Origin of the sequence: Cupriavidus neocaledonicus, assembly GCF_000372525.1 — a bacterium.
GTDB classification, from domain to species: Bacteria; Pseudomonadota; Gammaproteobacteria; order Burkholderiales; family Burkholderiaceae; genus Cupriavidus; species Cupriavidus neocaledonicus.
In genome coordinates this window covers 45964-69505 of sequence record NZ_AQUR01000094.1, presented here as the reverse complement: position 1 = coordinate 69505, position 23542 = coordinate 45964, and the positions used below count along the sequence as shown (strand labels likewise).

General features: G+C 67.5%; 20 protein-coding genes and 1 pseudogene. 14 read left to right on the top strand and 7 right to left on the bottom strand.

All coding sequences use genetic code 11. From position 1 onward, the window contains the following. The first annotated feature begins 49 nt into the window (after positions 1 to 49). On the top strand, positions 50 to 424 hold the full coding sequence (locus A3AG_RS0114005; RefSeq protein ID WP_018006015.1) for a hypothetical protein: 375 nt from the start codon (positions 50 to 52) through the stop codon (positions 422 to 424). Here the strand turns inward: A3AG_RS0114005 and A3AG_RS0114000 are convergent. Then, positions 418 to 2433, bottom strand: coding sequence for a sensor domain-containing diguanylate cyclase (locus A3AG_RS0114000; RefSeq protein ID WP_026164176.1), 2016 nt, complete (start codon positions 2431 to 2433; stop codon positions 418 to 420). The genes A3AG_RS0114005 and A3AG_RS0114000 overlap by 7 nt on opposite strands. Positions 2434 to 2695: 262 nt before the next feature. Between A3AG_RS0114000 and A3AG_RS0113995 the strand changes: the two genes are divergently transcribed. The 4 genes from A3AG_RS0113995 (at position 2696) to A3AG_RS0113980 (ending at position 9956) form a co-directional block, all read left to right on the top strand. After that, positions 2696 to 5887 carry a bifunctional diguanylate cyclase/phosphodiesterase gene (locus A3AG_RS0113995; RefSeq protein ID WP_018006013.1) on the top strand — a complete coding sequence of 1064 codons (3192 nt, stop codon included), beginning with the start codon at positions 2696 to 2698 and terminating at the stop codon, positions 5885 to 5887. Between the two features lie 124 nt (positions 5888 to 6011). After that, positions 6012 to 7124 carry a putative 2-aminoethylphosphonate ABC transporter ATP-binding protein gene (locus A3AG_RS0113990; protein ID WP_026164175.1) on the top strand — a complete coding sequence of 371 codons (1113 nt, stop codon included), beginning with the start codon at positions 6012 to 6014 and terminating at the stop codon, positions 7122 to 7124. Further along, the gene (locus A3AG_RS0113985) at positions 7121 to 8857 is read left to right on the top strand and encodes a putative 2-aminoethylphosphonate ABC transporter permease subunit (RefSeq protein WP_018006011.1); all 1737 of its coding nucleotides are present in this window, start codon (positions 7121 to 7123) and stop codon (positions 8855 to 8857) included. The genes A3AG_RS0113990 and A3AG_RS0113985 overlap by 4 nt, the downstream gene beginning before the upstream one ends. 64 nt (positions 8858 to 8921) lie before the next feature. After that, entirely contained in the window at positions 8922 to 9956 is a 1035-nt protein-coding gene (locus A3AG_RS0113980) for a putative 2-aminoethylphosphonate ABC transporter substrate-binding protein (RefSeq protein ID WP_018006010.1), read from the top strand. 86 nt (positions 9957 to 10042) lie between these two features. Here the strand turns inward: A3AG_RS0113980 and A3AG_RS0113975 are convergent, their stop codons facing one another. Then, the gene (locus A3AG_RS0113975) at positions 10043 to 10366 is read right to left on the bottom strand and encodes a PadR family transcriptional regulator (protein ID WP_018006009.1); all 324 of its coding nucleotides are present in this window, start codon (positions 10364 to 10366) and stop codon (positions 10043 to 10045) included. A gap of 502 nt (positions 10367 to 10868) precedes the next feature. Between A3AG_RS0113975 and A3AG_RS0113970 the strand changes: the two genes are divergently transcribed. The 3 genes and pseudogenes from A3AG_RS0113970 (at position 10869) to A3AG_RS0113960 (ending at position 12442) form a co-directional block, all read left to right on the top strand. Next, on the top strand, positions 10869 to 11798 hold the full coding sequence (locus A3AG_RS0113970; protein WP_018006008.1) for a DMT family transporter: 930 nt from the start codon (positions 10869 to 10871) through the stop codon (positions 11796 to 11798). Positions 11799 to 11875: 77 nt separating this feature from the next. Continuing rightward, positions 11876 to 12129: pseudogene (locus tag A3AG_RS31655) on the top strand (type II toxin-antitoxin system RelE family toxin). Further along, positions 12113 to 12442: a helix-turn-helix domain-containing protein gene (locus A3AG_RS0113960; protein ID WP_018006007.1), complete on the top strand. Its 330-nt coding sequence runs from the start codon at positions 12113 to 12115 to the stop codon at positions 12440 to 12442. Before A3AG_RS31655 ends, A3AG_RS0113960 begins: the two are co-directional and overlap by 17 nt. Positions 12443 to 12456: 14 nt before the next feature. Here the strand turns inward: A3AG_RS0113960 and A3AG_RS0113955 are convergent, their stop codons facing one another. The 3 genes from A3AG_RS0113955 to A3AG_RS0113945 form a co-directional block, all read right to left on the bottom strand. Continuing rightward, a complete protein-coding gene (locus A3AG_RS0113955; RefSeq protein ID WP_018006006.1) occupies positions 12457 to 12714 on the bottom strand; it encodes a hypothetical protein in 258 nt (85 codons plus the stop codon). Between the two features lie 38 nt (positions 12715 to 12752). Continuing rightward, entirely contained in the window at positions 12753 to 13241 is a 489-nt protein-coding gene (fur, locus tag A3AG_RS0113950) for a ferric iron uptake transcriptional regulator (protein ID WP_018006005.1), read from the bottom strand. A 1253-nt stretch (positions 13242 to 14494) separates the two neighbouring features. Beyond that, complete coding sequence (locus A3AG_RS0113945) at positions 14495 to 15403, bottom strand: LysR substrate-binding domain-containing protein (protein ID WP_018006004.1); 909 nt, start codon at positions 15401 to 15403, stop codon at positions 14495 to 14497. A 113-nt stretch (positions 15404 to 15516) separates the two neighbouring features. On the opposite strand from A3AG_RS0113945, the gene A3AG_RS0113940 reads away from it, so the two are divergent. From A3AG_RS0113940 to A3AG_RS33380, 3 genes are all read left to right on the top strand, one after another. Then, positions 15517 to 16506, top strand: a complete 990-nt coding sequence (locus A3AG_RS0113940; protein WP_018006003.1) for an SLAC1 anion channel family protein — start codon at positions 15517 to 15519, stop codon at positions 16504 to 16506. A 456-nt stretch (positions 16507 to 16962) separates the two neighbouring features. Beyond that, positions 16963 to 17757 carry an alpha/beta fold hydrolase gene (locus A3AG_RS0113935; protein ID WP_018006002.1) on the top strand — a complete coding sequence of 265 codons (795 nt, stop codon included), beginning with the start codon at positions 16963 to 16965 and terminating at the stop codon, positions 17755 to 17757. Between the two features lie 295 nt (positions 17758 to 18052). After that, positions 18053 to 18541 (top strand): GNAT family N-acetyltransferase, encoded by a 489-nt coding sequence (locus A3AG_RS33380; RefSeq protein WP_081610727.1) that lies wholly within the window; start codon positions 18053 to 18055, stop codon positions 18539 to 18541. Between the two features lie 163 nt (positions 18542 to 18704). Here A3AG_RS33380 and ggt read toward each other — a convergent pair whose 3' ends face one another. Together ggt and A3AG_RS0113920 are read right to left on the bottom strand one after the other, a co-directional pair. Then, a complete protein-coding gene (gene ggt, locus A3AG_RS0113925) occupies positions 18705 to 20330 on the bottom strand; it encodes a gamma-glutamyltransferase (protein ID WP_018006001.1) in 1626 nt (541 codons plus the stop codon). Positions 20331 to 20373: 43 nt separating this feature from the next. Continuing rightward, complete coding sequence (locus tag A3AG_RS0113920) at positions 20374 to 21357, bottom strand: Bug family tripartite tricarboxylate transporter substrate binding protein (RefSeq protein ID WP_018006000.1); 984 nt, start codon at positions 21355 to 21357, stop codon at positions 20374 to 20376. A gap of 121 nt (positions 21358 to 21478) precedes the next feature. On the opposite strand from A3AG_RS0113920, the gene A3AG_RS0113915 reads away from it, so the two are divergent. The 3 genes from A3AG_RS0113915 (at position 21479) to A3AG_RS0113905 (ending at position 23485) form a co-directional block, all read left to right on the top strand. After that, a complete protein-coding gene (locus A3AG_RS0113915) occupies positions 21479 to 22444 on the top strand; it encodes a LysR family transcriptional regulator (RefSeq protein ID WP_035848704.1) in 966 nt (321 codons plus the stop codon). Positions 22445 to 22652: 208 nt separating this feature from the next. Further along, complete coding sequence (locus A3AG_RS0113910; RefSeq protein ID WP_018005998.1) at positions 22653 to 23003, top strand: hypothetical protein; 351 nt, start codon at positions 22653 to 22655, stop codon at positions 23001 to 23003. A 62-nt stretch (positions 23004 to 23065) separates the two neighbouring features. Further along, positions 23066 to 23485 carry an organic hydroperoxide resistance protein gene (locus A3AG_RS0113905; RefSeq protein WP_018005997.1) on the top strand — a complete coding sequence of 140 codons (420 nt, stop codon included), beginning with the start codon at positions 23066 to 23068 and terminating at the stop codon, positions 23483 to 23485. Positions 23486 to 23542 lie beyond the last annotated feature (57 nt).

Sequence of the window (23542 nt, the reverse complement as noted above, 5' to 3'; positions counted from 1 at the left end):
CGGCTGCCGCAAACACACACACCGGCAGCACCGGGGAAGGAAGGACATCATGGGCGAGGCAAAACGGCGGGGGACTCCCGAGGAGCGCGCGGCACAGGCACGCGCAAAGATCGAGGCCTTGCGCCCCGCCCAGCTGGTCTGCGGGCACTGCAAGACCGCGTTCGCGCAGTTCGACGCGCTCGACGTGCCGGGCCTGCCCGGCATCGACGCGGTGTTCGGCGGCGAATGCCCGAACTGCGGCAACGACGTGGTGGTGTTCAAGGGCGCGCCCGAGGCCGTCGCCCAGGCCATGATCGCCTGGGAAAAGATGCTCGGCGCCGACGCCCAGCTCGGCTACCAGTCCAGCGACGGCCGCCACGTGCCGTTCGAGCCCGAGGGCGCGGCCGGCGCGCTGCCGGACAAGCCCGCGGGCACGCTTCACTGAGCCGCGGAAGGCCCCGCGTGCTGCGGGCTCGGCTGGTCGGCCAGCTCCGGCGGGCCGATCTCGTAGCGGCCGCGGCCCGCACCTTTGGCGCGGTATAGCAGCACGTCCGCGAGCCGCATCAGCTCGGGGTCCTGCGCCGGGCCGCCGCGGTACAGCGCCACGCCGATGCTGACATCGACGTCGGCGCGCACGCCCTCGAAGCGGAAGGGTACGTCCATCGCCTGCAGGATCGCTTGCGCGACGCGGCGCGCGGCGGCGGGCTGCGGCAGGTCTTCCAGTACCACGGCAAACTCGTCGCCGCCCAGCCGGGCCACGGTATCGCTGTCGCGCACGCACTGGCGCACGCGCTGCGCGAAGTCCTGCAGCAGCAGGTCGCCGGCGGCGTGGCCGTGGATATCGTTGACCGCCTTGAAGCGGTCCATGTCCAGATACAGCAGCGCCATCAGCGTGCCGTGCTCGCGGCTGCGCGCCATGGCCGCGTGCAGCTGACCTTCGAAGGCGCTGCGGTTGAGCAGCTGCGTCAGGTGGTCGGTGCGCGACATGCGCGCCAGGCGCCGGGTCTCGAGCTTGCGCTGGGTGATGTCCTGCACGTGGACATGCACGCCCACCACTTCGCTGCCGTCGGCGCTCCATTCGGGGCGCAGGCTGGTTTCCATGCAGTGGTAGTCGGGGCCCTCGTCCTCGGTTTCGAAGGTCACGGCGCTGCCGGCCAGCGCGCGTTCCAGGAACGGCCGCACGCGCGCGAAGCGGGCCTCGCCGAGCACCTCGCGCATCGGCCTGCCACGCAGTTCTTCCGGCTTCAGGCCGAACACGCGCTCATAGGCCAGGTTGTTGAACACATAGCGCGCCTCGGTATCGACGAAGGCCAGCAGCGACGGCAGCGTGTCGGTCACCGCGCGCAGCCGCCGTTCGCTGCGGTCCAGCGCCTGGCGGCGCTCGCGCACGTCGCGCATCAGCTTGATGAAGGCACGCGTCAGGTCGCCGATCTCGTCGCGCTGCTGCCGCGTGGGCAGGCGCTCGAACGCGGACAGGTCGTTGGCGCTGGCCAGCACCACCCGGTGCAGCCGCGACAGCGGCGTCAGCTGGCGCCGCACCGCCAGCCAGATCAGCAGCGCCACCCCGGCCATCGCCACCCCCGCCATGCTCAGGAAGCGCTGCTGCATCTGCCGCAGCGGCGCGTAGGCCTCGCGCGCCGGCAGCAATGCCACCAGTTCCCAGCCGGTGCTCGACATCAGGTAGCGCGCGATCACCGGTCGCGCCGGCGTCAGGAATTCCAGCGGCGCGGGGCTGTCGTCCTCGCCGCAGGTGTCGGCCACGGGCCGGGCCGGCTGGCGTGCCTGGGCGGGATCGGGATGGCGCACGTAGACCGGCTCGCGCCCGGCCGATACCAGGCAGTAGTAGCCGGTGGTGCCGAGCCGGTTGTGCAGGATGTCGACCAGGAAGTTGGCGCTGGACAGGTCCAGCCATCCCCCCACCAGGCCCAGGAAGCTGCGCTGCGGCGACAGCACCGGCACCGCCACCAGCACGCCCATCTGGCCGCTGGTGCGCGATCGGATCGGCGGCGATACCACGGGGGCCAGCGTGCGCGCGGCCTCGCGGAAGTAGGCGCGGTCGCCGACCGCGGCGCCGTCGCCCTGGTCGCTGAGGATATTGCCGTGCTGGTCGGCGACCAGCAGCGCGTTGAACGCCGCCGGCACCGGGATCGCCTCGGACAGCGCCTGCAGCGCGCGCTGCCGCGCCGTGGCGGCCTGCGCGCCATGCGCCTGCGCGAACAGGCCGCCGAGCTGGTCGGCCTGGTGCGACAGCAGCTGGATACGGTCGTTCATGGCCGTGTCGAGCTGGTTGGCGGTCAGCTTGACCACGGAGTCCTGCTGGCCCTCGAGCGCATCGTGCAGATCGCTGTGCGCGTCATACAGGGCAATCAGCACGATGCCGGTGCCGAACACCGCGGCCAGCACGGTGGTGATGATCGCAATGCGCGCTTTCAGCGTGGGCGTGTAAACGGGCATGTCGGGTGCAGTGGGGGCGCAAGGGCAGCGAGGAACAGCGCAGGCTTGTCGCAAACTGCAGGTCGAGTCTCGGGTGCAACCCTACCATACCCCTGCCTTGGTGGGGCATCGGGCATTTCCCCCGCACCCGGCTCCATGCCGCGGCGGGGCTGGGCGCGCTGCGTGCGCCACGGTATAGTCCCCCGCTAAGGCGAAGGCGGACCGCGTGGCGGCATGCCTGCGCAGGGGCGGTGCCCCTGCCGCATGCCGGAATTCACCGACCATGAGACTGACTTCGCTTTCTCCCGCCCTGTTGTCATTGCTGGTTGCGGCCGGCGGCGCGCTACTGACGGCGGGGGCATGGCTGCAGGCCGACCGGCTCGAGCGCCGCGCCGCCCAGCAGCACTTCGACGCGCTGCTGGCGCAGGCCGGCAGCGCATTGCGCGAGCGCATGCTGGAGAACGAACGGCTGCTGCGCGGCGTGGCCGCGGTGATGACGGCCAATCCCGGCACCTCGCGCGCGCAATGGCGCAACTACCTCTATACCGCGCAGCGCGACGACCTGCCGGCCGGCACCCAGGCCATCGGCTACGCGCCGCTCGCCACGCCACGGCAAGTGCCGCAGCTGGTGCAGGCAGCCCGCGCCGACGGCCTTGCCGACTACACCATCCACCCCGCCGGCGCGCGCGAGCTGTACGCGCCCATCCTCTACATCGATCCGCTGGACGGGCGCAGCATGCGCGTCGCCGGTTTCGACATGCTGTCCGAACCCACCCGCCAGGCTGCGCTCGAAGCCGCGCGCGACAGCGGCGAGCCGCGCCTGAGCGCCGGCCTGGATCCGATTGGCGAGCCTGAGGCCGCGGCGCGCCAGCGCGGCGCGCTGGTGTTCCTGCCGGTCTATGGCGGCGGTGCCGCACTCAGCACGGTGGCGCAGCGGCGCGAGGCCGTGCTCGGCTACGTCTACCTGTCATTGCGGCTGGGCGACCTGATGCGCGCGGTCGGGGCCTCGGCGTCGAACGAACTCGAACTGTCGCTGCACGAGGGCAGCCCCGCCGCCGCCGGCGCGCTGCTGTCGGGCGGCCCCACCGAAGGCGAGCTGCGCGAAGACGGCAGGGCCCCGCTGCTGCGGGGCGAGCGCCAGTTCCACTATGGCGGCCGCAGCTGGACGCTGCGCGCCGCCACCCGTCCGGCCTTCGAAGCCGCGCATGGGCCGCGGCCCGCGCTGCTGGTGCCGGCCGCCGGAGCGCTGGCGACGCTGCTGCTGGCCTGGCTGACCCATGCGCTGGCGCGCCAGGGCCGCGCCGCGCGCCAGCGCGAGGCGCGGGCCGTGCACGCCTGGGAAGACGACAGCGCCATGCTGCAGGGCTGCCTGGCGCAGTCCGCCGACGGCTTCGTCGTGACCGATGCGCAGGGCGTGGTGGTGCGCGCCAGCGAGCGCGCCGGGCAATTGTTCGGCACCGAGGCCACCCGCCTGGCCGGACGCAGCCTGGACGCGCTGGTTCCCGGCGCCACCGGCGTGGTGCCGGCCGACGCCGCCGCGGGCTCGGCGATCCACCGCGAACTGGCCGGCGTGCGTGCCGACGGCGACAGCCTTGCGCTGCGCGTCAGCGTCGCGCCCCTGCCCGCCGCCGAGGGCGTGGCGTCGCACTGGCTGTGGGCGGTCACCGACCTCGCGCCCGAGCGGCGCGCGCAGGATGCCGCCGCGGTGCAGGCGGCGCGCTATGCCGGACTGCTCGACCACGCCCCCTTCTGCGTCATCACCTTCGACGAGCACGGCCTGATCACCGGCATCAATGCGGCCGGCCAGCGCATGCTGTGGTACAGCAGCGCCGAACTGGTCGGCCACATGCCGATGACCGGGCTGCATGTCGCCGCCGAGCTGGCCGACCACGCGCGCGCGCTCAGCGCCGAGCTGGGCGCGCCGGTGCCGCCGGGCCTGCCCGCGCTGCTGGCCAAGCCGAGGCTGGGCCTGACCGATGAACGCGAATGGACCTGGGTGCGCAAGGGCGGCTCGCGCATGCCGGTGCGGCTGGCGGTGTCCGCGCTGCCGATGCCTGCAGCCGCCGCGTCGCCCGCCTATCAGGCGCTCGGCCATGACCTGACCGAGCGCCTGCGCGTGGACGAGTACATCCGCCACCTGGCGCTGCACGATCCGCTGACCGGCCTGCCCAACCGCGCCGAGCTGAGCGAGCGCGCCCAGGCCTTGCTGCTGCACGCGCGCACCCGCGGCGAGCGCGTGGCGCTGCTGCTGCTCGACCTGGACCACTTCAAGCGCATCAACGATTCGCTCGGCCACCCGGTGGGCGACGACGTGCTGCGCACCATGGCCGACCGCATCAAGGGCACGGTGCGCCAGGGCGACCTGGTGGCGCGCATGGGCGGCGACGAGTTCGGCGTGGTGCTGGGCGGCCTGCGCCACGACGGCGAAGCCGAGCTGATCGCCGCCAAGATCCAGGCGCGTGTCAACGAAGAGCTGCTGGCCGGCGGCCAGCGCCTGCGCGTGACGCCGTCGATCGGCATGGCGGTGTTCCCCGACGACGGCGACACGCTGACCGAGCTGCTCAAGTCCGCCGACTCGGCGGTCTACGCCGCCAAGCAGGGCGGGCGCGCACGCCTGTGCCGCTTCGCCAGCGCCATGGCCGAGGCCTCGCTGACGCGCTTCACCATCGAAGGCCTGCTGCGGCGCGCGCTGGCCGGCAATGAATTCCGGCTGCGCTACCAGCCGATCGTCGATACCGCCACGCTGACCATTCCCGCGGTCGAGGCCCTGATCACCTGGGAGACCGCGGAGCGCGGCGTGATGCAGCCGGCCGAGTTCATTCCCATTGCCGAGCAGAGCGGCCTGGTGGTGCCACTGGGCGAATGGGCGCTGGCCACTGCCTGCCGCGAGATCCAGGCCTTGCGCACGGAGCTGGGGCGCGAGCTGGAGGTGGCGGTCAATATCTCGCCGCTGCAACTGCGCCAGGCCGACTTCCCCGATACCGTCGCACGTTGCCTGCAGCAGGCCGGCCTGCCGCCGCAGGGGCTGGTGATCGAGGTCACCGAAGGCATCCTGGTCGATGGCGGCGAGACCACCATCGAGACCTTCCGCCGCCTGCGCGAGCTGGGCGTGGGGTTGTCGATCGACGACTTCGGTACCGGCTACTCCGGGCTCAATTACCTGACCCGCTTGCCGATCAGCCGGCTCAAGATCGACAAGTCTTTCGTCGACGGCGTGGCCGCGCCGGGCCACGACCAGGCCGTGGCCGCGGCCATCATCGCGCTGGGGCACCAGCTGCATCTCAAGGTGATTGCCGAAGGGGTGGAGACCGCGGCGCAGTTTGCCTTCCTGCGCGCGCAGGGATGCGACGGGCTGCAGGGCTTCCTGTTCAGCCAGGGCGTGCCGCAGGCGGCGCTGCGCGATGTGCTGCGCACGCCGCTGGCGGTGCCGGACACTGCCAGCCTGCCCGCCGTGTCCGCACCGCAACGGGCCTGATCGCGCCCCGCATCGCAAATCCCCCGATACCTCCATCGAAAACCTTTGCCGATCTGCCATACGGCTGGCATCTGGGCTGCCTATGCTGGCGGCCGGTTCGATCGAGATGCAGGGAGATTCGGTGATGCAGGCAGGCAAGCCAACGCAGGGCAGGGCGTTCCTGGCCGTGGAACAGGTCAGCAAGCGCTTTGGTGGCGCCGGTGGCTCCGGTGGCTTCCTCGCGCTGGACGATGTGTCGCTGTCGGTCGCGCAGGGCGAACTGCTGTGCCTGCTGGGCCCGTCCGGCTGCGGCAAGACCACGCTGCTGCGCATCATCGCCGGTCTGGAGCGCGAGGACGCCGGCCGCATCCACGCCGGCGCGCGCGAGCTGACCGGCCTGCCGCCGCAGGCGCGCGACTACGGCATCCTGTTCCAGTCCTACGCCCTGTTCCCCAACCTGACGGTGGCGCAAAACGTCGCCTACGGCCTGTACGGGCGCGGCATGGGGCGCGCGCACCGCGACGCGCGCGTGGCCGAGATGCTCGACCTGGTCGGCCTGGCCGGCAGCGAGCGCAAGTTCCCGGGGCAACTTTCCGGCGGCCAGCAGCAGCGCGTGGCGATGGCCCGTGCGCTGGCGCCGGCGCCTTCGCTGCTGCTGCTGGATGAGCCGATGTCGGCGCTCGACGCGCGCGTGCGCGAGCACCTGCGCGTGGAGCTGCGCCAGCTGCAGCGCCGCCTGAACATCACCACCGTGATGGTCACCCACGACCAGGAAGAGGCCATGACCATGGCCGACCGCATCGCCGTGATGGAGGGCGGGCGCATCGTGCAGGAGGGCACGCCCGCCGAGATCTACGAGCAGCCGGCGTCGGCCTTTGTCGCCGGCTTTGTCGGGCAGGCCAACTGGCTGCCCGGACACAGCGCGCCGGGCGGGCGCTTCATGATTGGCGAAGGCACCGAGGCGGTCGAGTTGCAGGTCGACACACCGCAGCCGGCAGTTGCCGCCGGCCGGCTGTGCTGCCGGCCTGAGGCCGTGCGGCTGGACCCGGACCCCGCCGAGCCCAACCGGCTGCTGGCGCGCGTGGTCGACCAGACCTACCTCGGCAATCGCTATCGGCTGGCGCTGGAAGCCGATCGCCTGCCCGGCCTGACGCTGTTTGCCGACGTGGCGCGCGAGGCGCGGCACCGGCTGCCGCAGGCGGGCGGCCACAAGTTCTGGATTGCCTTGCCGGCGCCGGCGCTGCGGGTGTTCGCATGATGCGCGCCGCCACCGCCACCACGGTCGCACCTCCGGCGCAAACACCGGCTTCACATCGGCGCGGTACCGGCCTGGACGCGCGGCTGGCGCACGGCGCCCCCGCCGCGATGAAGTGGCTGTGGCTGGCCGGGCTTGCGCTCGGCCTGCTGCTGCCGCTGCTGGCGCTGTTCCGCCAGGCCTGGTTCGATGGCGCCGGCCAGTGGGTGCTGGGCGCGCGCATGGCCGCGCTGGTATCCGGCCCCAACTTCCTGCCGATGCTGGGGCGCAGCGTGGCGGTGTCGCTGACGGTGGTGGCGCTGGTGGTGCCGCTGGCGTTCGGCTTTGCCTATGCGCTGCAGCGCTCCTGCATCGCGCTGCGGCCGCTGTGGCGCGGCATGGCGCTGCTGCCGCTGTTCGCGCCGTCGCTGCTGCCGGCGATCGCGCTGGTCTACCTGTTCGGCAACCAGGGCATCTTCCGCGACGCCTTCGGCCCGGGCGGCATCTATGGCTTCTGGGGCATCGTGCTGGGCGAGGCCTTCTACACCTTCCCGCATGCGCTGATGGTGCTGGTGGCGACGCTGTCGCTGGCCGATGCGCGCCTCTATGAAGCGGCACGCGCCATGGGCGCCGGCCCGTGGCGCATCTTCCGCACGGTGACGCTGCCGGGCGCGCGCCAGGGCCTGTTCGCCGCGGCCTGCCTGGTGCTGACGCTGGTGATCACGGACTTTGGCGTGCCCAAGGTCGTGGGCGGCGGCTATCCGGTGCTGGCGCTCGAGGCGTACAAGGCCGTGGTGGGCCAGCAGCAGTTCGACCGCGGCGCGCTGATCGGCATGCTGCTGCTGGCGCCGGCGCTGCTGACGTTCGCCGTGGACATGGCGCTGCAGCGGCGCCAGCGCACGCAACTAGGCAGCCGCGCGCAGGTGTACGTGCCGGCGCCCGCGCGCGGCCGCGACAGCGCCTGCCTGCTGCTGGTGCTGGCCGTCAGCGCCGCGCTGCTGGCGGTGGTCGTCACCGCGGTGGGCGCGTCGCTGGTCAAGCTGTGGCCGTACAACCTGAGCCTGACGCTCGCGCACTACGACTTCGACAACATGGACGGCGGCGGCTGGCTGGCCTACCGCAACAGCCTGAAGCTGTCCGTACTGACCGCGCTGGCAGGCACCGTGGCGATCTTCCTCGGCGCCTGGCTGACCTTGCGCACGCCCGGGCCGGCCTGGCTGCATGGGGTGCTGCGCGCCGGCTTCCTGCTGCCGATGGCGGTGCCGGGCCTGGTGCTGGGGCTGGGCTATGTGTTCTTCTTCAACGCGCCCGGCAATCCGCTGCATGCGCTGTACGGCACCATGGCGCTGCTGGTGCTGTGCAATGTCGCGCATTGCTACACCACCGGCCACCTCACCGCCGCCGCCGCGCTGCGCCAGCTCGACCAGGAGTTCGAGGCCGCCGCGCTGTCGCTGGGCGTGGCGCCGCTGCTGACGTGCTGGCGCGTGACCGTGCCGGTGTGCCTGCCGGCGCTGCTCGACATCTTCCGCTACCTGTTCGTGTCGTCGATGACGACGGTCTCGGCGGTGATCTTCCTGTACAGCCCCGACACCGTGCTGGCCGCGATCTCGGTGCTGAACATGGACGATGCCGGCGATACCGCGCCCGCCGCGGCGATGTCGACGCTGATCCTGCTCACCGCGGTGCTCGCGGCGCTGTTGCTGCACGCGCTTGCGGCCGGCTGGCTGCGCCGCGCGCAGCGCTGGCGCGCCGGCTGAACCTTCCGTTTTGTCACCCGCTGCACTGCTGCAACACACTGACCGATTCAAAAAGGAGGAAACCATGTCCCGCATCACCCGCCTTTCCGCGGCCATTGCAACCGTGGCCGCCGCCACGCTGCCGCTGCTGGCCGGCCACGCCGCCGCCGCCACTGTGCTGACCGTCTACACCGCGCTCGAAGCCGACCAGATCGCCGCCTACAAGGCCGCGTTCGAGAAGGTGCATCCCGATATCGAGATCAAGTGGGTGCGTGACTCCACCGGCATCGTCACCGCCAAGCTGCTGGCCGAAAAGGCCGCGCCGCGCGCCGACGCGGTGTGGGGCCTGGCCGGCTCCAGCCTGGCGATCCTGGACAAGGAAGGCATGCTCGACCCGTACGCGCCGAAGAACCTGTCCGCGATCGATGCCAAGTACCGCAGCCCGGCCAACCCGCCGGCATGGGTCGGCATGGATGTGTGGGGCGCGGCGATCTGCTTCAACACGGTCGAGGCGCAGAAGCAGGGCCTGCCCAGGCCGACCTCGTGGGCCGACCTGACCAAGCCGGTCTATGCCGGCAAGGTGGTGATGCCGCATCCGGCATCGTCGGGCACGGGCTTCCTCGACGTCAGCGCATGGCTGCAGATGATGGGCGAGCAGAAGGGCTGGCAATACATGGACGCCCTGCACAAGAACATCGGCCTGTACACGCACTCGGGCTCCAAGCCGTGCAAGATGGCCGCGCAGGGCGAGTTCCCGATCGGCATCGCGTTCGAGTACCGCGCCATGAAGTCGAAGAAGGAAGGCGCGCCGATCGATATCGTGCTGCCCAGTGAAGGCCTGGGCTGGGACATCGAGGCGACCGCCATCGTCAAGGGCACGAAGCATCTCGACGCGGCGCGCAAGCTGGCCGACTTCTCGGCGTCGCGCGAAGCGATGGCGCTGTATGAAAAGAACTTCGCGGTGCTGGCCGTGCCCGGCATCGCCAGGCCCGACGCACTGCTGCCGGCCGACTACGAAAAGCGCCTGATCAGGAACGACTTCCGCTGGGCCAGCGACAACCGCGACCGCATCCTGGCCGAATGGAGCAAGCGCTACGAAGGGAAGGCGGAGAAGAAGTAAGCCCGTTGAGCCGGGCGCCGCGGCGAAAGATGCCCGCAGAAACGGGTACGCTGTCGGCGCCGCGCACCGCCGTTGCCGGGCCTGCTTCAGGCTTGGCGTTGCGCGTCGTCGGTCGCGGGCAGGCCGGCGTGCAGGCGGCGGTAGAGTTCGTCGATGCGCTGGCGGCTGGCCTGCAGTTCTTCGCGGCCGCGTTCGGTCAGCAGGTAGACCCGGCCGATGCCGTCGCGCAGCACGCTTTCGAGGTACCCCTCCATTTGCAGCGCGCGCAGCAGGGGACGCACCGAGCCGATATCGACCTGGAAGCCATATTCCAGCAGCATGTCGGCCAGCATGGCCACGGTGGCGGGGACTTCCAGCGCGAACTGCAGGACGTAGACGCGGGCCAGCAGGCCCAGGAACTGTCGTTTCATGTGGATTGGCAACGCGGCCGGCGCCGCGCCGGTTGACGCAGGATGCTGGTAATGTGATGCCGGCGGCGCCCGGGACGGCCGTCCCATGAGAAGACGCTGCCTACGCGCCGGGCAGCGCAGCATTCTACCGAATCCAAAAAAGAAGCCGCCAGGGGGCCTGGCGGCTTGTCGGGAATGCGTCGGAGGGGTCAATTAACTCTGGCGCAGACCAGATTTTAATTTAATCGAATGCGGATTGTCACGCGTCGGCGTCGCGTCCCCTCCTGTGGAGGGTGAGGATGAAAGCTCCCGGTAAGAAAGTGACGCATTTACGTGACATTGTGGCGAAAACGTCGCCTAAATTTCAGGTAGATCCGTCAACGTGTTGCCAATCCCGGCGGTGCCCGCTCGCAGGGGCGCGCGGCGATCGGGCCACAGGTCCGAATCCGGCTTGCGATTGGCGCTGGGCCGGCGTCCAATGCGGCATCGCTGATCTTGCCGGCGGAGTGCCCTCGCCCGACCGATGAAACCCCTCGACCTGCTTCGCTTGCTGGCCCTGGCCGCCCTCTGGGGCGGCAGCTTCCTCTTCATCCGCATCGGCGCGCCGGTGCTGGGGCCGGTGCCGACCGCCTTCGTGCGCGTGCTGATCGGCGCGCTGACGCTGGCGGCGTGCCTGCCGCTGCTGGGCCTGCGCTGGGACATGCAAGGCAAATGGCCGGCGGTGCTGGCGCTGGGCGTGGTCAACTCCGGCATTCCGTTCGCCATGTACGCCGTGGCGGCGCTGTGGCTGCCGGCCGGCTCCTCGGCGGTGTTCAACGCCATGACTCCGCTGATGGGCGTGGTGATCGGCGCCATTGCCTTCTCCGAACCGCTGACGCGTGCCAAGGCGATGGGGGTGGTGCTGGGCGTGGCCGGGGTTGCGGTGCTGACGCGCACCGGACCGGTGACCTTTTCCACCGAGGTCCTGGTGGGCGCGCTGGCTTGCCTGTTCGCGACCGCGTGCTACGGCCTGTCCGGGTTTCTGGCACGGCGCTGGATCACGCAGCGCGGCGGCCTGGACAGCAGGCTGGTCGCGGCCGGCAGCCTGGTCGGCGCCGGCGTCTTCCTGCTGCCCTTCTGCGTGGCGGCGCTGTGGCGCCACAACACGCTGCCCGATGCCGGCGCCGGTGTCTGGGCGGCCATGCTGGGGCTGGGCACGCTGTGCACGGCGCTGGCCTACATCTTGTATTACCGGCTGATCGCCGACCTGGGCCCGGTGCGCTCGCTGACCGTCACCTTTCTGATCCCGCCGTTCGGCATGGTCTGGGGCGCGCTGTTCCTGGGCGAGGCGCTGTCGTGGGCGCATGCCGCCGGCGGCGCGCTGATCGGCATGGCGGTGTGGCTGGTATTGCGGCCGGGGCCGGCGGCGCCGACCGGAACGCGACAGGCCGCCGGCGCTGCCGCGGAACGGTGAACTCGGCCGCGTGAGAAGAAACTTATAATTCGGCCAGATCTCGGCCACTAAGCTTATAATGTCCTTATATTCGAGTGATGAACTCGATATTTTGGACGGCAAGAGCCTCGAAACAGGTCCGACGGCTCGAAAAGCCGATGCGCGTCACTATCGTGGATGCGGTGGAAGCCTTGGCATACATGCCGAACTGCCAGCACGTCAAAGCGCTGGTCGGTCATGTCTATGGCTATCGGCTGAGGGTTGGCGCTTACCGCGTGCTGTTCGACTGAGACGGTGCGATACGAATCGTGGAATTCAGGAAGTGAAGAAACGGGATGAACGTACCTACTAACATCCAGACGATCGTTGGGGCGGACGGCAAGCCGGCCTTTGTCGTGATCCCGTACGAAGATTACCTCACGCAATTTGCCCAAGCCGCGGACCTGATACCGCATGCCGTGGTCCGGCGCGTGCTACTCGATGACGTGCCCCCGCTGCGTGCCTGGCGCGAACATCTCGGCCTGACGCAGGCGGAAGTTGCCGCGCGGCTTGGCATCTCGCAGCCTGCCTACGCACAGCAGGAAAACAGTGCCCGCCTGCGCAAGACATCGCGCGGACGGATTGCCGCAGCGCTAGGCATCACGGCGGCACAACTCGATGTCTGATTTGCGCGGCCGTTTCAGGCCTGCGCCGCGGTGCCCACGTTGTACTGCGCGCGCACCATCATCACCACGCGGCGTGCCTGGCGCCAGTGACGCACGGCGTCGGCTTCGCTGCGTTCGGGAAAATCCACCTCGGCGCTCCAGTTGCAGCCGGTGTGGTCGGGACGGTGCACGCACACCGCGCGCAGCTGGCAGTCGTGGCAGCCGGGTTCCTGGCGCAGGCACAGGTTGATCAGGTGCTTCAGCTCGGACAGGGGTTTGGTCGGGCGCTCCATGGCTGGCTCCGTCAGGCGCGCAACATGCGGCGGCGGGATCAGGCGCTGGCCGGCAGTTCCGGCACGCGCTCCGCGTCGGCGGCGTTGGCGCGGCATTGCGGGCATATGCCATACAGCACCAGCATATGCTCGCGCAGCACGAAGGCGTTGTCGGCGGCAACCTGGCGCTGGCGCTGCTCGATGCCCTCGTCGCGGAATTCCTCCACGCGGCCGCACGCCACGCAGATCAGGTGGTCGTGGTGACCGCCTTCGTTCAGTTCAAACACGGCGTGGTCCGACTCGAAGCTGTGCCGCAGCAGGATATCGGCCTGAACCAGCTGGTTGAGCACGCGGTACACCGTCGACAGTCCGGCATCCTCGTCCTGCGTCAGCAGGATGCGGTAGACGTCTTCCGCGCTCAGGTGGCGCCTGGCGCTGGTGCGGAACACTTCGAGGATGCGCATCCGCGGCGAGGTGGCCTTCAGGCCGGCGCGCTTGAGATGGATCGGGTTGGTGCTCTCGGATGACATGGCGGATGGCATAGGCATGCTGCGGCTGGCGCCCCGCAGCCAGGGCGCGCCCGGACCGGCGCCGCACCTGGCACGGCGTCAGTGGCTTGGCGGAATTTCAGGCGGGAAGCGCCAGGACCGGCTGGGCGCGGGCGCCCTCGTCCCTGGCGGCGCGACGTGCCTGCACGGCGCGCGGAATAAAAAGGTGGCCTGGCTTGCCGCCGGAAGACGCGATCGGGAAAGCGGGGTCTGGTTGCTTTCCCGATCTTCCGGAGACTGGCTACTACCAAACGCTCCGCGTGACGGAGCGGTCCCCACAAAAGTCGGTATCGAAGGCCGCGGGGGCGGCATCCGGAAATCTGTCATGCCTGCCAGCGCCGGTCGCCGTCGCGTGCCGCGCGGTGCCAGCCTGGCCGGTCTGCCCGCGCCGTCGGGTGCTTGGTTCGGTGCACCGCGCGTCAGGCAGTGATCGAATAGTAAATGGGAATCGATCTCATTTCAAGGAAAATTTTCCGGGATGGCGATTCTGGGCTGCGAGGCCTCTCAGGTGTAGGAAACCGGAATTAGCCGGACGACAGATCAGTTTGCCGGACTGGAGATCCGGAATTAGCTGGACTGCCGTGCATCTCGCCGACGCTGAGCCATGATCCGTAGGTCGATTTGCTCACTGGGCGTGGCTCAAGAAGGCGGCGAGGCGGCCCTCAATACGTGACTCCATTACGTGCCTTCACCATGCGTTACGTCCCGATCCACGACCCTCACTATCGTCGCCCGCAACCGCGACGCCTGGCGGCCTCGGGCGGAACGACTCTTTGGCGTCGATCTCATTCGGCCATGCGTTCCGAACGCCGACACGTGCGATCCAAGCGTTATGGCCGACGCGATCCGGGAGTGGTTCGATAGTTTCGACGACGGCATTCCGATATGGCAGCAGGCGTCCCACGGTCAATATAAAGGCCTGCACCACGGGCTACCACACTTGGCCAGCCGTCGCGACCGAGACAGTCTGACCGCCTCCAGCGTCGGCAACCGGCCAGTTTCGGGCATTCGGCCAATGGCGGGCCACTGGCCGAATGCGGCCCGGTTTCGACCATTCAAGTGTCAATCAAGGAAAGACTGTATCGGCCCGCGAGCGAAGCTGGACCATGCGTTCTATTGGCAAGCGGAAAGATGAATCGGCCCTGCCGCTTGCAAGGAGTGCAATGTCGGCTTTCGTGAAGGCGGTGCGTGCCCCGGCTCGGCGTGCCCGAAGCAGTGGCTTAGATGTCTGGAGGCCTCAAAGCATAAGACCACTAGACGCCCAGCTCCTCCAGCCGAGCCTTCAATCGCGGCCCGGCGAAATCCAGAAAAGCGCGCAACTTCAGCGGCAGGATTCCCTGTCCAGGGTGAACAAGGCTGACGGGCCATGGTGCCGGCTCGAACGCTTCGAGCGCGGTCCTGACCGCACCGGCACGCATCGCGTCCGCGATCTGGTAGGACAGCACGCGAGTGAGACCGACCCCGGCCACGGCCGCTTCGATTGCGGCTTCTGCAGTGCTCACGACAAGCCGCGAGCGGATCGGCACCTCCACCTCCGCCTTGCCACCCCCGAAGGTCCACACTTGCCTGGATGCAATCTGTTCCATGGTGATGCATGCATGGCCGGTGAGCTCAAGGGGGTTCGTCGGCGTGCCATGTTCCGCGAAGTAAGCTGGGCTGGCGCAAACCACCCGACGCGTTGTGCCAATCCGCGTCGCGATGAAACTGCTGTCGGGCAGTTCAGCGATCCGCACTGCGACGTCGATTTGCTCTTCAAGGAGATGCATCACGCGATCGGTCAGCACCATCCGCACATCGATGTCGGGGTAAGTCTTGAGGAACTCCGCGACCACCGGCAACAGATGCAAGCGTCCGAAGACAATGGGCGCAGTCATGACAAGCTCCCCTTTAGGGACCGCGTATTCCCCCGACGCAGCACGCTCGGCCTCTCCCACTTCTTCCAGAATGCGCCGGCATGCGGCGACATAGGATTGTCCGGCTTCGGTCAGGGCAAGTTGTCGGGTGGAGCGATGCAGGAGTCGGGTTTTCAGGTGCGACTCCAGTTCTGCGACCTTGCGGCTGACCGTCGCAAGCGGAATCTCCAGCTTGCGGGCAGCCGCGGAAAGACTCCCTGCATCGACCACGGCCACCAGGATCGACATGGATTCGAAACGATCGGTCATGTTCTCATTTTTTGAGAGGATGATTCCCAATCATGCTGGATTATCTTTCTTCCTGGAACCACTTAACATCCGGACGTCCTCGGCGAATGCGTCGAGCATCTGGAGAATGTGCTGTGTCGACACTTTCGAATGCCCAACCGCAGGCTTTGCAACGCAACGCTTCCCTTAGACATTTACCCGTCAACCTGTTCGCGTCGGTCATGGGCATTGCCGGACTCTCGATCGCATGGCGCCAGGCCAGCCAGCAATTCGGCGTCACTCCGCTGATATCCGCGGCAGCCGGGATGCTTGCCGTTATCGTGTTCCTGGTGCTTAGCGCGAGCTATCTTGTCAAGGCATTGAAGCATCCGGAAGCGGTCGTCGCAGAGTTTCGGCATCCGGTCGCGGGTAACTTCTTTGGCACTATCACGATTGCTGTCCTGCTGCTCTCTTCGGTCGTTGCACAACTGAGCCAGCCGCTCGCCGCAGCGATTTGGACGGTGGGGACCGTTGCGACGATCGCGCTCAGTTTCACGATTGCAAGCCGGCTGCTGCAGGGCAAGATCGACGCCGGGCATGCGGTTCCTGCCTGGTTTATTCCGGGGGTCGCCACACTGGATATCGCGGTTGCCGGCGGCACCATGCCAATGCCGTGGGCCCATGAAGTCAACATGTTCGCACTGGCCGTTGGGACGATGATTGCCCTTTTGTTCTTTACGATCATCATGTCGCGAATGATCCATCACGAGCCCCTGCCTGCCGGCATGGTTCCTTCGCTGTTGATCATGATGGCGCCGTTCGAAGTGGGCTTTCTCGCCTACACCAACTTTACGCAGCGTGTCGACACATTCTCCGGGTTGCTGTTCTACTTCGGTCTCTTTCTTTTCCTGACGCTGGCGCCCAAAGTATTTCGCAAGGGAATTCCGTTCGCTTCCGGTTGGTGGGCCATCAGCTTTCCAATGGCCGCCCTCGCGAGTGCCGCGCTGAAATACTCGATGTTCGTCCAGGCCTGGCCCGTGGCGCTGATTGCGATCATCCTCCTCGCCATGCTGAGCATCGCCATCGTGGTTCTCCTCGTCAGAACGCTTCACATGCTTCTGAGTGGCAGGCTACTCGCCGGTTGAAGCAGTCACTGGCACCTGCTCCAGAGCCGGTTGCGAGCCCTTACGAAGGTCACGCCCTCACCGTCAAATGACCGCTGCCGGACCATAAGCGGTCCCCCCGTTCGATCCATCGTTCGAGAAGGGTCGAGAAGCGTCTCTGGCGCCAGGCCGCTCGCAACAGAAGATGCCGAAGGCCGGGACCGGACAGTTCCCGCCATTGCATGTCGCGAGATCGCAGTCATTCGAGCGTCGACCCACGCACGGAGAGCGGTCCGACTGAGCTACGACTGGCGACTTGCCGAAGGTGACATACGAGGTCAGGCAGAATGGCGCGCCGCACGCGGCGTTGCAACCTTCGAGCATCACGGCTTCGGCTAAGGTGTAGGTGCTGCTTTTCCAAGGCTAATATTAAAAAAACGCAGCGCCCGACGACGCGCTCGCCTTCTCATTCGCCTCATGCTGAAACGGAGAAGCAAAGTGCCAAACGTAACGTCCGACGGTGTTTCAATCCACTACGAGGTCAAGGGCCAAGGTTCGCCTGTGCTTCTTCTGGCGGGCCTTGCGGGGATCGGCGCGTCGTGGGGCCCCCAAATCGAATTGTTTGCCGAGCATCACCAAGTAATCGTCCCTGACCACCGCGGCACCGGCGCGTCCGAGCACACCGCGCGCGACATGACGATTTCACAACACGCGCGGGATATGGCGCGGGTCATCGAGGCAGTCGGATGCGGGCCGGTCCACGTGGTCGGTTCTTCGACTGGGGGTGCCATCGCGCAATTGCTGGCGATCCAACACCGCGAACTTCTACGCTGTGCAACCATTGTCTCTTCGATTGCCCGCGCGGACGCGTTCTACCGTCGTCAGTTCGACATGCGGCGACGCATGTTGACCGATTCCGGCCTACGCGCGTCAACCGAGGCCAACGCACTATTCCTCTTCGATCCGAAATTTATTCGCGAACATCCGGAAAAGGTTCAAGCATGGGTGAACGCTACAGCGGCTGGCACTTTCGAACGAGAAATTAGCTTTGCCCGGATCGACATGATCGTGGGGCACGACGCCTTCGATGAACTTCCTTCCATCGCGACGCCGACGCTGGTGCTGGTGGGCCAGCGCGATTTCTGCGCCCCGCCTTACTTCTCTGCCGAGCTTGCAGAGCGGATTCCGCAAGCACAATTTACGATCCTGGACGGTGGTCACTTCATCTTCCTAGAAAAGCCTGAACTACTGCACGACATAGTTGAGGTCTTCATTGCCAAGCACGAACGATGATCAGCTCGGCTCTCTGAAGGAAGGCGTGGCCCCTCCCGTTAGAGTATGGGTGTGGTATGGCCGTTATCCGGCCATGACCTCGACCGGCCGGTTCGACAGTACTTCGGTCATCCGGGAATCGGTCCGCGAATGACCGAGTCGGGTCGGTAGCTGCCCCTTACCTAGCGCACCCGTGGGCGGGACGGGCAGACTCGGAGTTCGGCCAGTTGCTGCCGTTCGTCCACGTCAGGCGAATTGCTGGAAAGCGGACCGTCAAATCGCTAACATTGCGTCCTGCCCTCTGCGAAAATCCAAAATGTTCTCGATCAATCAGTTGACAGTTCTTCCGCCGCAGATGGCTGATCTGGAGCGTGAGGCTTCAGCGCAAGGGTTCAACTTTGTTGGGCGTTTGATCGACGAGTGGCGCGGTGGCAGCAATAGGTTCAACAAGCCGGGCGAGCGTCTCCTCGAGGTCACTGACAAAGGAAACCTCGTAGGAATCGGAGGTTTGAACGTTGACCCGTACATCATGGACGGCATTACAGGGCGCCTGCGCCGTCTCTATGTAGCAAAGGACTTTCGGCGTCGCGGAATAGGTGAGGCCCTCGTTCTTGAGCTTCTTCGCAATGCATCGCTACATTTCCGCCAAGTCCGGCTGTCAACTGATACTGAAGCCGCCGCTGTCTTCTATTCTCGACTGGGTTTTAGGGCGGTTGAAGATGAAACGGCGACCCATTGTGAAAGCGCTGTGACGAGTGACCGTTTTGCGGATGACCGGATGGCTCTTGTCGGCAAGAGCCACTGACAACCGGTTTAAATCTTTGCAACGAGAAGTGCGCAAAACGCGCCTGCATTGCAGTCCAGCCAATTCGCGCTTCTTTTCACTGCAGTCCAATTAATTCCGGTTCTAACGTCGGCCCAGCGGCGACGGAATTAGCTGTTAAGCCTTTTAAGAACACTCAGTCCATCTATTTCCGGTTCCTCACACAGGCGATCTCCGTCTCCAGCGCCACCCCGTCCCGCCCGGGGTCCGCGCCGCCATCGAGTTGCCCGTTCGCCAGCCGGATCGCATGCACCCACGCGATCGTGTAGTTGTACGGATTGCGAATCACCTCATAGCCCTGCGCTTCCAGTTGCGCGGTCAGATAGCGCGGAATCCGGTTGCACACGTCGATGGCATTGCTGGTCGAGGAAAAGCGCGGCGCCGAGACGGCCGGCTGCATCGCCATGCCGAAATCCACCACGTTCAGGATGGCCTGCAGCACGCCCATGGCGATCTGGGTGCCGCCCGGCGCGCCCAGCACGATCTCCGGCTCGCCGTCGCGGAACACGATCGAAGGACAGGACGAAGTGAAGCGCCGCTTGCCCGGCGCGATACTGCCGGCGCGACCCGGGCGCGGATCGAATACGCCCATGCAGCCGTTGTGCAGAAAGCCCAGCCCCGGCGTCATCACCCCGGACGGCATCGCCAGCGAATGCGTCAGCGCAATGCAGTTGCCCTCGCCATCGACCACCGACAGGTGCGTGGTATCGCGCGGCACCACGTGGCCGGGATTGACGCGGGCGATGTCGACCTTGTCGCCGGCGACGATGCGCGCGGCCAGCTCGCTGGCATAGCCCTTGTCGAGCAAGCGCGCCAGCGGCACCTCGACAAAGGCCGGGTCGCCGACGTGCAGGTCCTTGTCGCGCGTGGCCGCCTTCATCGCCTCGCAGACGATGCGCAGATATTCCGGCGTGTTGTGGCCGATCCGCGCCAGGTCGAAGTGCTCGAGGATATTCAGCATCTGGATCAGCATCACGCCGCCGCCCGGCGGCCGGTTGGTAGTGATGGTGCGGTCGCGATAGGTGCCGGCCAGCGGCGCGGTGCGCTCGAGCCGGTAGCCCGCCAGGTCCGTGCGCGACAGCAGCCCGCCGTTGGCCTCCATGTCGGCGACGATGCGCGCGGCGAGATCGTGCAGATAGAACGCGTCCGCGCCCTCGCGCGCGATCTGCTCGAGCGTGTCGGCAAAGTCGGGATTGCGCAGCGGCGTGCCGATGGTCTTGGGCGAGCCGTCTTCGCGGCAATAGAGGCGCCGGCCATCGGCGCTGTACGCCAGGCGTTCGCGGTTGCTGGCGCGGCCCAGCGTGCCTTCGTCGATCCAGAACGCATACATCCCCGGCCGCACGAAATAGCCGTCGCGCGCCCAGCGGATCGCCGGCGCGATCACTTCCCGCCAGGGCAGCCTGCCGTAGCTACGGTGAATCGCCTCCAGCCCGCGCAGCGTGCCCGGCGTGGCGACCGACTGGTAGCCGATGTCGTTGAGCCGGTCCCTGACGAAGAAGCCGAAGCCGTCGCGGGCCTCGCCTTCCAGCTTGTCGGCCCACATGTCGGGCGTGGCGCGCGCCGGCGCGGTGGCGTGGAAGTCGATGTACTCGTGCGCCTGGCGCGACGGCATATACACCGCCGCGGTGCCGAACCCGGCGATGCCGCACATCAGCGGATCGACCACGGTCTGGGCAAACGCGCAGGCAACCGCGGCGTCCGCCGCATTGCCGCCGGCCCGCAGGATTTCGATGCCTGCTTCCGCCGCTTCGGGCTGCGGGCAGACGACCATGCCTTTTTTCATTGTGACCTCGGGACCAGGTGTCGGATGGGCTTCAGTTGGCGCGCAGGTTCAGGTCGCCAATGGCGTCCTTCCACTTGACCGTGTCGCGCGCGGTCAGCTCGGCCAGCTTGCCGACCGGGCCGGGCATCGGCGTGACCTGCATCGCGCGCAGCTTGTCCACCACCACCGGATCCGACAGGAACTTCTGCGTGGCCGCATGCATGCGCCGGATCGGTTCCGCGGGCGTGCCGGCCTTGGCGGCAATGCCCGACCAGCCGATGTCCTCGAAGCCCTTCAGCCCGATTTCCGGCGCCGCCGGCACGTCGGGAAGGTCCGGCACGCGTTTCGCGGCAAACACCATCAGCGGCACCAGCTTGCCGGCGCGGATCTGCGGCAACGCGGTGCTGAGCACCGGCGCCATCACCTGCGTTTCGCCCGAAACCGTGGCGATCACGCCATCGGGCTCACCCTTGTAGGGAACGTGGGTCATGCGCAGGCCGCGCTGCTTGAGCAGCATCTCGACTACCAGATGGGTCGAATTACCCAGTCCCGACGAGGCGAAATTGATTGCGCCGGGTCTGGCCCGCGCCGCTTCGCCGAGGTTGTCCAGCGTGCGCAGGCCGGTCTGCGGGTTGGCGACCAGCACGAACGGCACATTGGTCAGGGTCGCGACCGGCGTGAAATCCTTCTCGGGCGAATAGGCCAGCGGCGCGTAGGCGAACTTGTTCAGCACCATCTGCGACACACCCGCGAGGAACAGCGTGCAGCCGTCCGCCGGTTGCGCCAGCACCGACTTGGCGGCGATGACGCCGCCGGCGCCGGGCTTGTTCTCCACCACCACCGTGGTGCCGAGTTCCTTGCCGGCATGCTCGGCCCACATGCGCGCGATGGTGTCGGTGCTGCCGCCGGCTTGCTGGGAAACCACCAGGCGGATGGGCCGGTTCGAGCCCGCCTCGCCGCAGCTCCATGCGGGCACAGCCAGGCCCAGGCCGATTGCCGTCACGACCAGGTGCGAAACAACTGAGAGTTTCTTCATAGGTAGAAAGCCTGAGAACAATGTGAGGAAGCTGAGAAGGCCCGAGAACTCCTGCGCATTATTGAATTGGCTTACCATGAGCGCCAGTGAATTGTTCCGATAGATGTATTAGTAAATACTCATGACTGATCCTGCGGATAGCGTGGCTTGGGCGCGCCGGCTGCGCATGCGGCATCTCGAATCCTTCCTGATCCTGCTGGACGCCGGGACCCTGTCCGCGGCGGCGCAGCGGCTGCACATGACGCAATCGGCGATGTCGCACTGGCTGGGCGAGATGGAAGCGCTCGCCGGCGCGCGGCTGCTGGTGCGCGGGCGGCGGCTGCAGCTCACGCCCGCCGGCGACGCGGTGCGCAAGCTGGCGCTGCGCGTGCTGGGCGAGGTGTCGCGCGCGCATGAAGAACTGGCTTCGATTGCCAAGGGCGCGGTGGCGCGGCTGCATGTGGGCAGTGTCTTTGCCGGCGTGGCGCACCTGGTGCCGCGCGCCATCGTCAGCTTCCAGCAGGTGCAGCCCAACGTGCAGATCGAGGTCACGGAGGGCGTCTTCAACACCTTGCTGGAGCGGCTCGAACGGCGCGACTACGACCTCATCGTCGGCTCCATCGACGCGCGCGCCTATGGCCCGCATCTGGCGCACGAGGTGCTGTTCGAGGATGGCATCGGCGTGGTGGTGGCACGGCATCATCCGCTGGCCGGACGCCAGCGCATTGCCTGGCGCGACCTGTTCGCCTTTCCGTGGGTGATGCCGCCGCGCGAGACCTTGATGCGGACCCGGCTCGACACCGTGCTGCTGGAGCGCGGCGCGGCCGGGCTGCAGCCGCGCGTGGAAACCGGTTCCGTGCTGACGCTGGAAGCGGTGTTGCGCGGCACCGACTACATCGGCGTCTGTTCCGGCGCGATGGCGCGCCACCTCGAAGCGCTGGGCCTGCTGCGGGTGCTTCCGGTGGCAGATGCCGAGTCGTTCGGGCCGGTGGGCGTGGTATGGCGCCAGGGTGGCGCGGGCGAGGTCGTGCATGCGTTCGTGCGCAGCCTGCGCGAAGAGGCCGCGCGCCTGGGGCTGGAGTCAGGGCAGGGCACAGCGGCAAGTTAGCCGGCGCGATCCCTGCGCGTTAGCCGCCACTTTGTACCGCTTTGTATCCGGCTTCGGCTGCGACACGGCGGCTGACAAATGCGGCCCGCATTGGCTACATGGCCGATACACCGGTCACCTTAAATACGTTCCGTGGCCGCGGCGTCGGATACCCCGAAAGCGAAAGCCGGCCCGCTCAACTCTCAACGTGAACTTAAGGAAACCGATCATGACTACCCAAATCGCCCGCCGCTTTGTCCTCGCCCTGGCCCTGGCTGCCGCCGCCGCAGGCGCCCAGGCCGCCAGCTTCTCCGCCGCCGGCGCCCGCGACCCGTTCACCGACGGTGCCCGTAGTGCGGTGGACGCCCGCGACCCGTACAGCGCAGGCGCGCGCTCGGTCCAGGAGCCGCGCAGCCCGTACAGCGACGGCGCCCGCAGCGTCGACCCGTTCAGCGACGGTGCGCGCAACGTCGACCCCTATACCGACGGCGCCCGCTCCGTGGCCGGGCTCGACCGCAGCGGCGTGTCGGCGGACCCGGCGCGCAGCCTCGATCCGTATCTCGACGGCGCCTACGCCTGAGCCGTGCCGGCCGGCCCGCCGGCCCGCTTCCTTCCCCCAACACTACCCAACAGGAACCAGACATGACCCGTATCGAGAAAGTGCTGTACACCGGCAAAGTCCACATCACCGCGGGCGGCCGCGATGGCGAGGCGCGCAGCGACGATGGCCGCCTCGACCTGCAGCTGTCACGACCAGGATCTCCCGGCGCCGGCACCAACCCTGAGCAATTGCTGGCGGCGGGCTGGTCGGCATGCTTTATCGGCGCGATCGGGCTGGCGGCCGGCAAGCGGCAGGTCAAGCTGCCGTCGGACCTGTCGGTCGATGCCGAGGTCGACCTGGGCATGGCCGGCGACGCCTACCTGCTGCAGGCCCGGCTCAATGTCAGCATTCCCGGCATCGAGCGCGAGCTGGCGCAGGCACTGGTCGATACCGCGCACCAGACCTGCCCGTACTCCAAGGCCCTGCGTGGCAACATCCACGTCGAGACCCGGCTGGTCTGAAGCAAGGGGCTGCCTCATCGCGAGGCAGCCCCCATTCTGCATGTCATGACCGCAGCA

Bases quoted from the DNA above. Each gene is read 5' to 3' on its own strand.
- A3AG_RS0113995 (WP_018006013.1), top strand. From the start codon at position 2,696: ATGAGACTGACTTCGCTTTCTCCCGCCCTGTTGTCATTGCTGGTTGCG.
- ggt (WP_018006001.1), bottom strand. From the start codon at position 20,330: ATGGTCGTCTGCCCGCAGCCCGAAGCGGCGGAAGCAGGCATCGAAATC.
- A3AG_RS33380 (WP_081610727.1), top strand. From the start codon at position 18,053: ATGTTCTCGATCAATCAGTTGACAGTTCTTCCGCCGCAGATGGCTGAT.
- A3AG_RS0113910 (WP_018005998.1), top strand. From the start codon at position 22,653: ATGACTACCCAAATCGCCCGCCGCTTTGTCCTCGCCCTGGCCCTGGCT.
- A3AG_RS0113990 (WP_026164175.1), top strand. From the start codon at position 6,012: ATGCAGGCAGGCAAGCCAACGCAGGGCAGGGCGTTCCTGGCCGTGGAA.
- A3AG_RS0113915 (WP_035848704.1), top strand. From the start codon at position 21,479: ATGACTGATCCTGCGGATAGCGTGGCTTGGGCGCGCCGGCTGCGCATG.
- A3AG_RS0113970 (WP_018006008.1), top strand. From the start codon at position 10,869: ATGAAACCCCTCGACCTGCTTCGCTTGCTGGCCCTGGCCGCCCTCTGG.
- fur (WP_018006005.1), bottom strand. From the start codon at position 13,241: ATGCCTATGCCATCCGCCATGTCATCCGAGAGCACCAACCCGATCCAT.
- A3AG_RS0114000 (WP_026164176.1), bottom strand. From the start codon at position 2,433: ATGCCCGTTTACACGCCCACGCTGAAAGCGCGCATTGCGATCATCACC.
- A3AG_RS0113905 (WP_018005997.1), top strand. From the start codon at position 23,066: ATGACCCGTATCGAGAAAGTGCTGTACACCGGCAAAGTCCACATCACC.
- A3AG_RS0113980 (WP_018006010.1), top strand. From the start codon at position 8,922: ATGTCCCGCATCACCCGCCTTTCCGCGGCCATTGCAACCGTGGCCGCC.
- A3AG_RS0113960 (WP_018006007.1), top strand. From the start codon at position 12,113: ATGAACGTACCTACTAACATCCAGACGATCGTTGGGGCGGACGGCAAG.
- A3AG_RS0113920 (WP_018006000.1), bottom strand. From the start codon at position 21,357: ATGAAGAAACTCTCAGTTGTTTCGCACCTGGTCGTGACGGCAATCGGC.
- A3AG_RS0114005 (WP_018006015.1), top strand. From the start codon at position 50: ATGGGCGAGGCAAAACGGCGGGGGACTCCCGAGGAGCGCGCGGCACAG.
- A3AG_RS0113955 (WP_018006006.1), bottom strand. From the start codon at position 12,714: ATGGAGCGCCCGACCAAACCCCTGTCCGAGCTGAAGCACCTGATCAAC.
- A3AG_RS0113985 (WP_018006011.1), top strand. From the start codon at position 7,121: ATGATGCGCGCCGCCACCGCCACCACGGTCGCACCTCCGGCGCAAACA.
- A3AG_RS0113975 (WP_018006009.1), bottom strand. From the start codon at position 10,366: ATGAAACGACAGTTCCTGGGCCTGCTGGCCCGCGTCTACGTCCTGCAG.
- A3AG_RS0113945 (WP_018006004.1), bottom strand. From the start codon at position 15,403: ATGACCGATCGTTTCGAATCCATGTCGATCCTGGTGGCCGTGGTCGAT.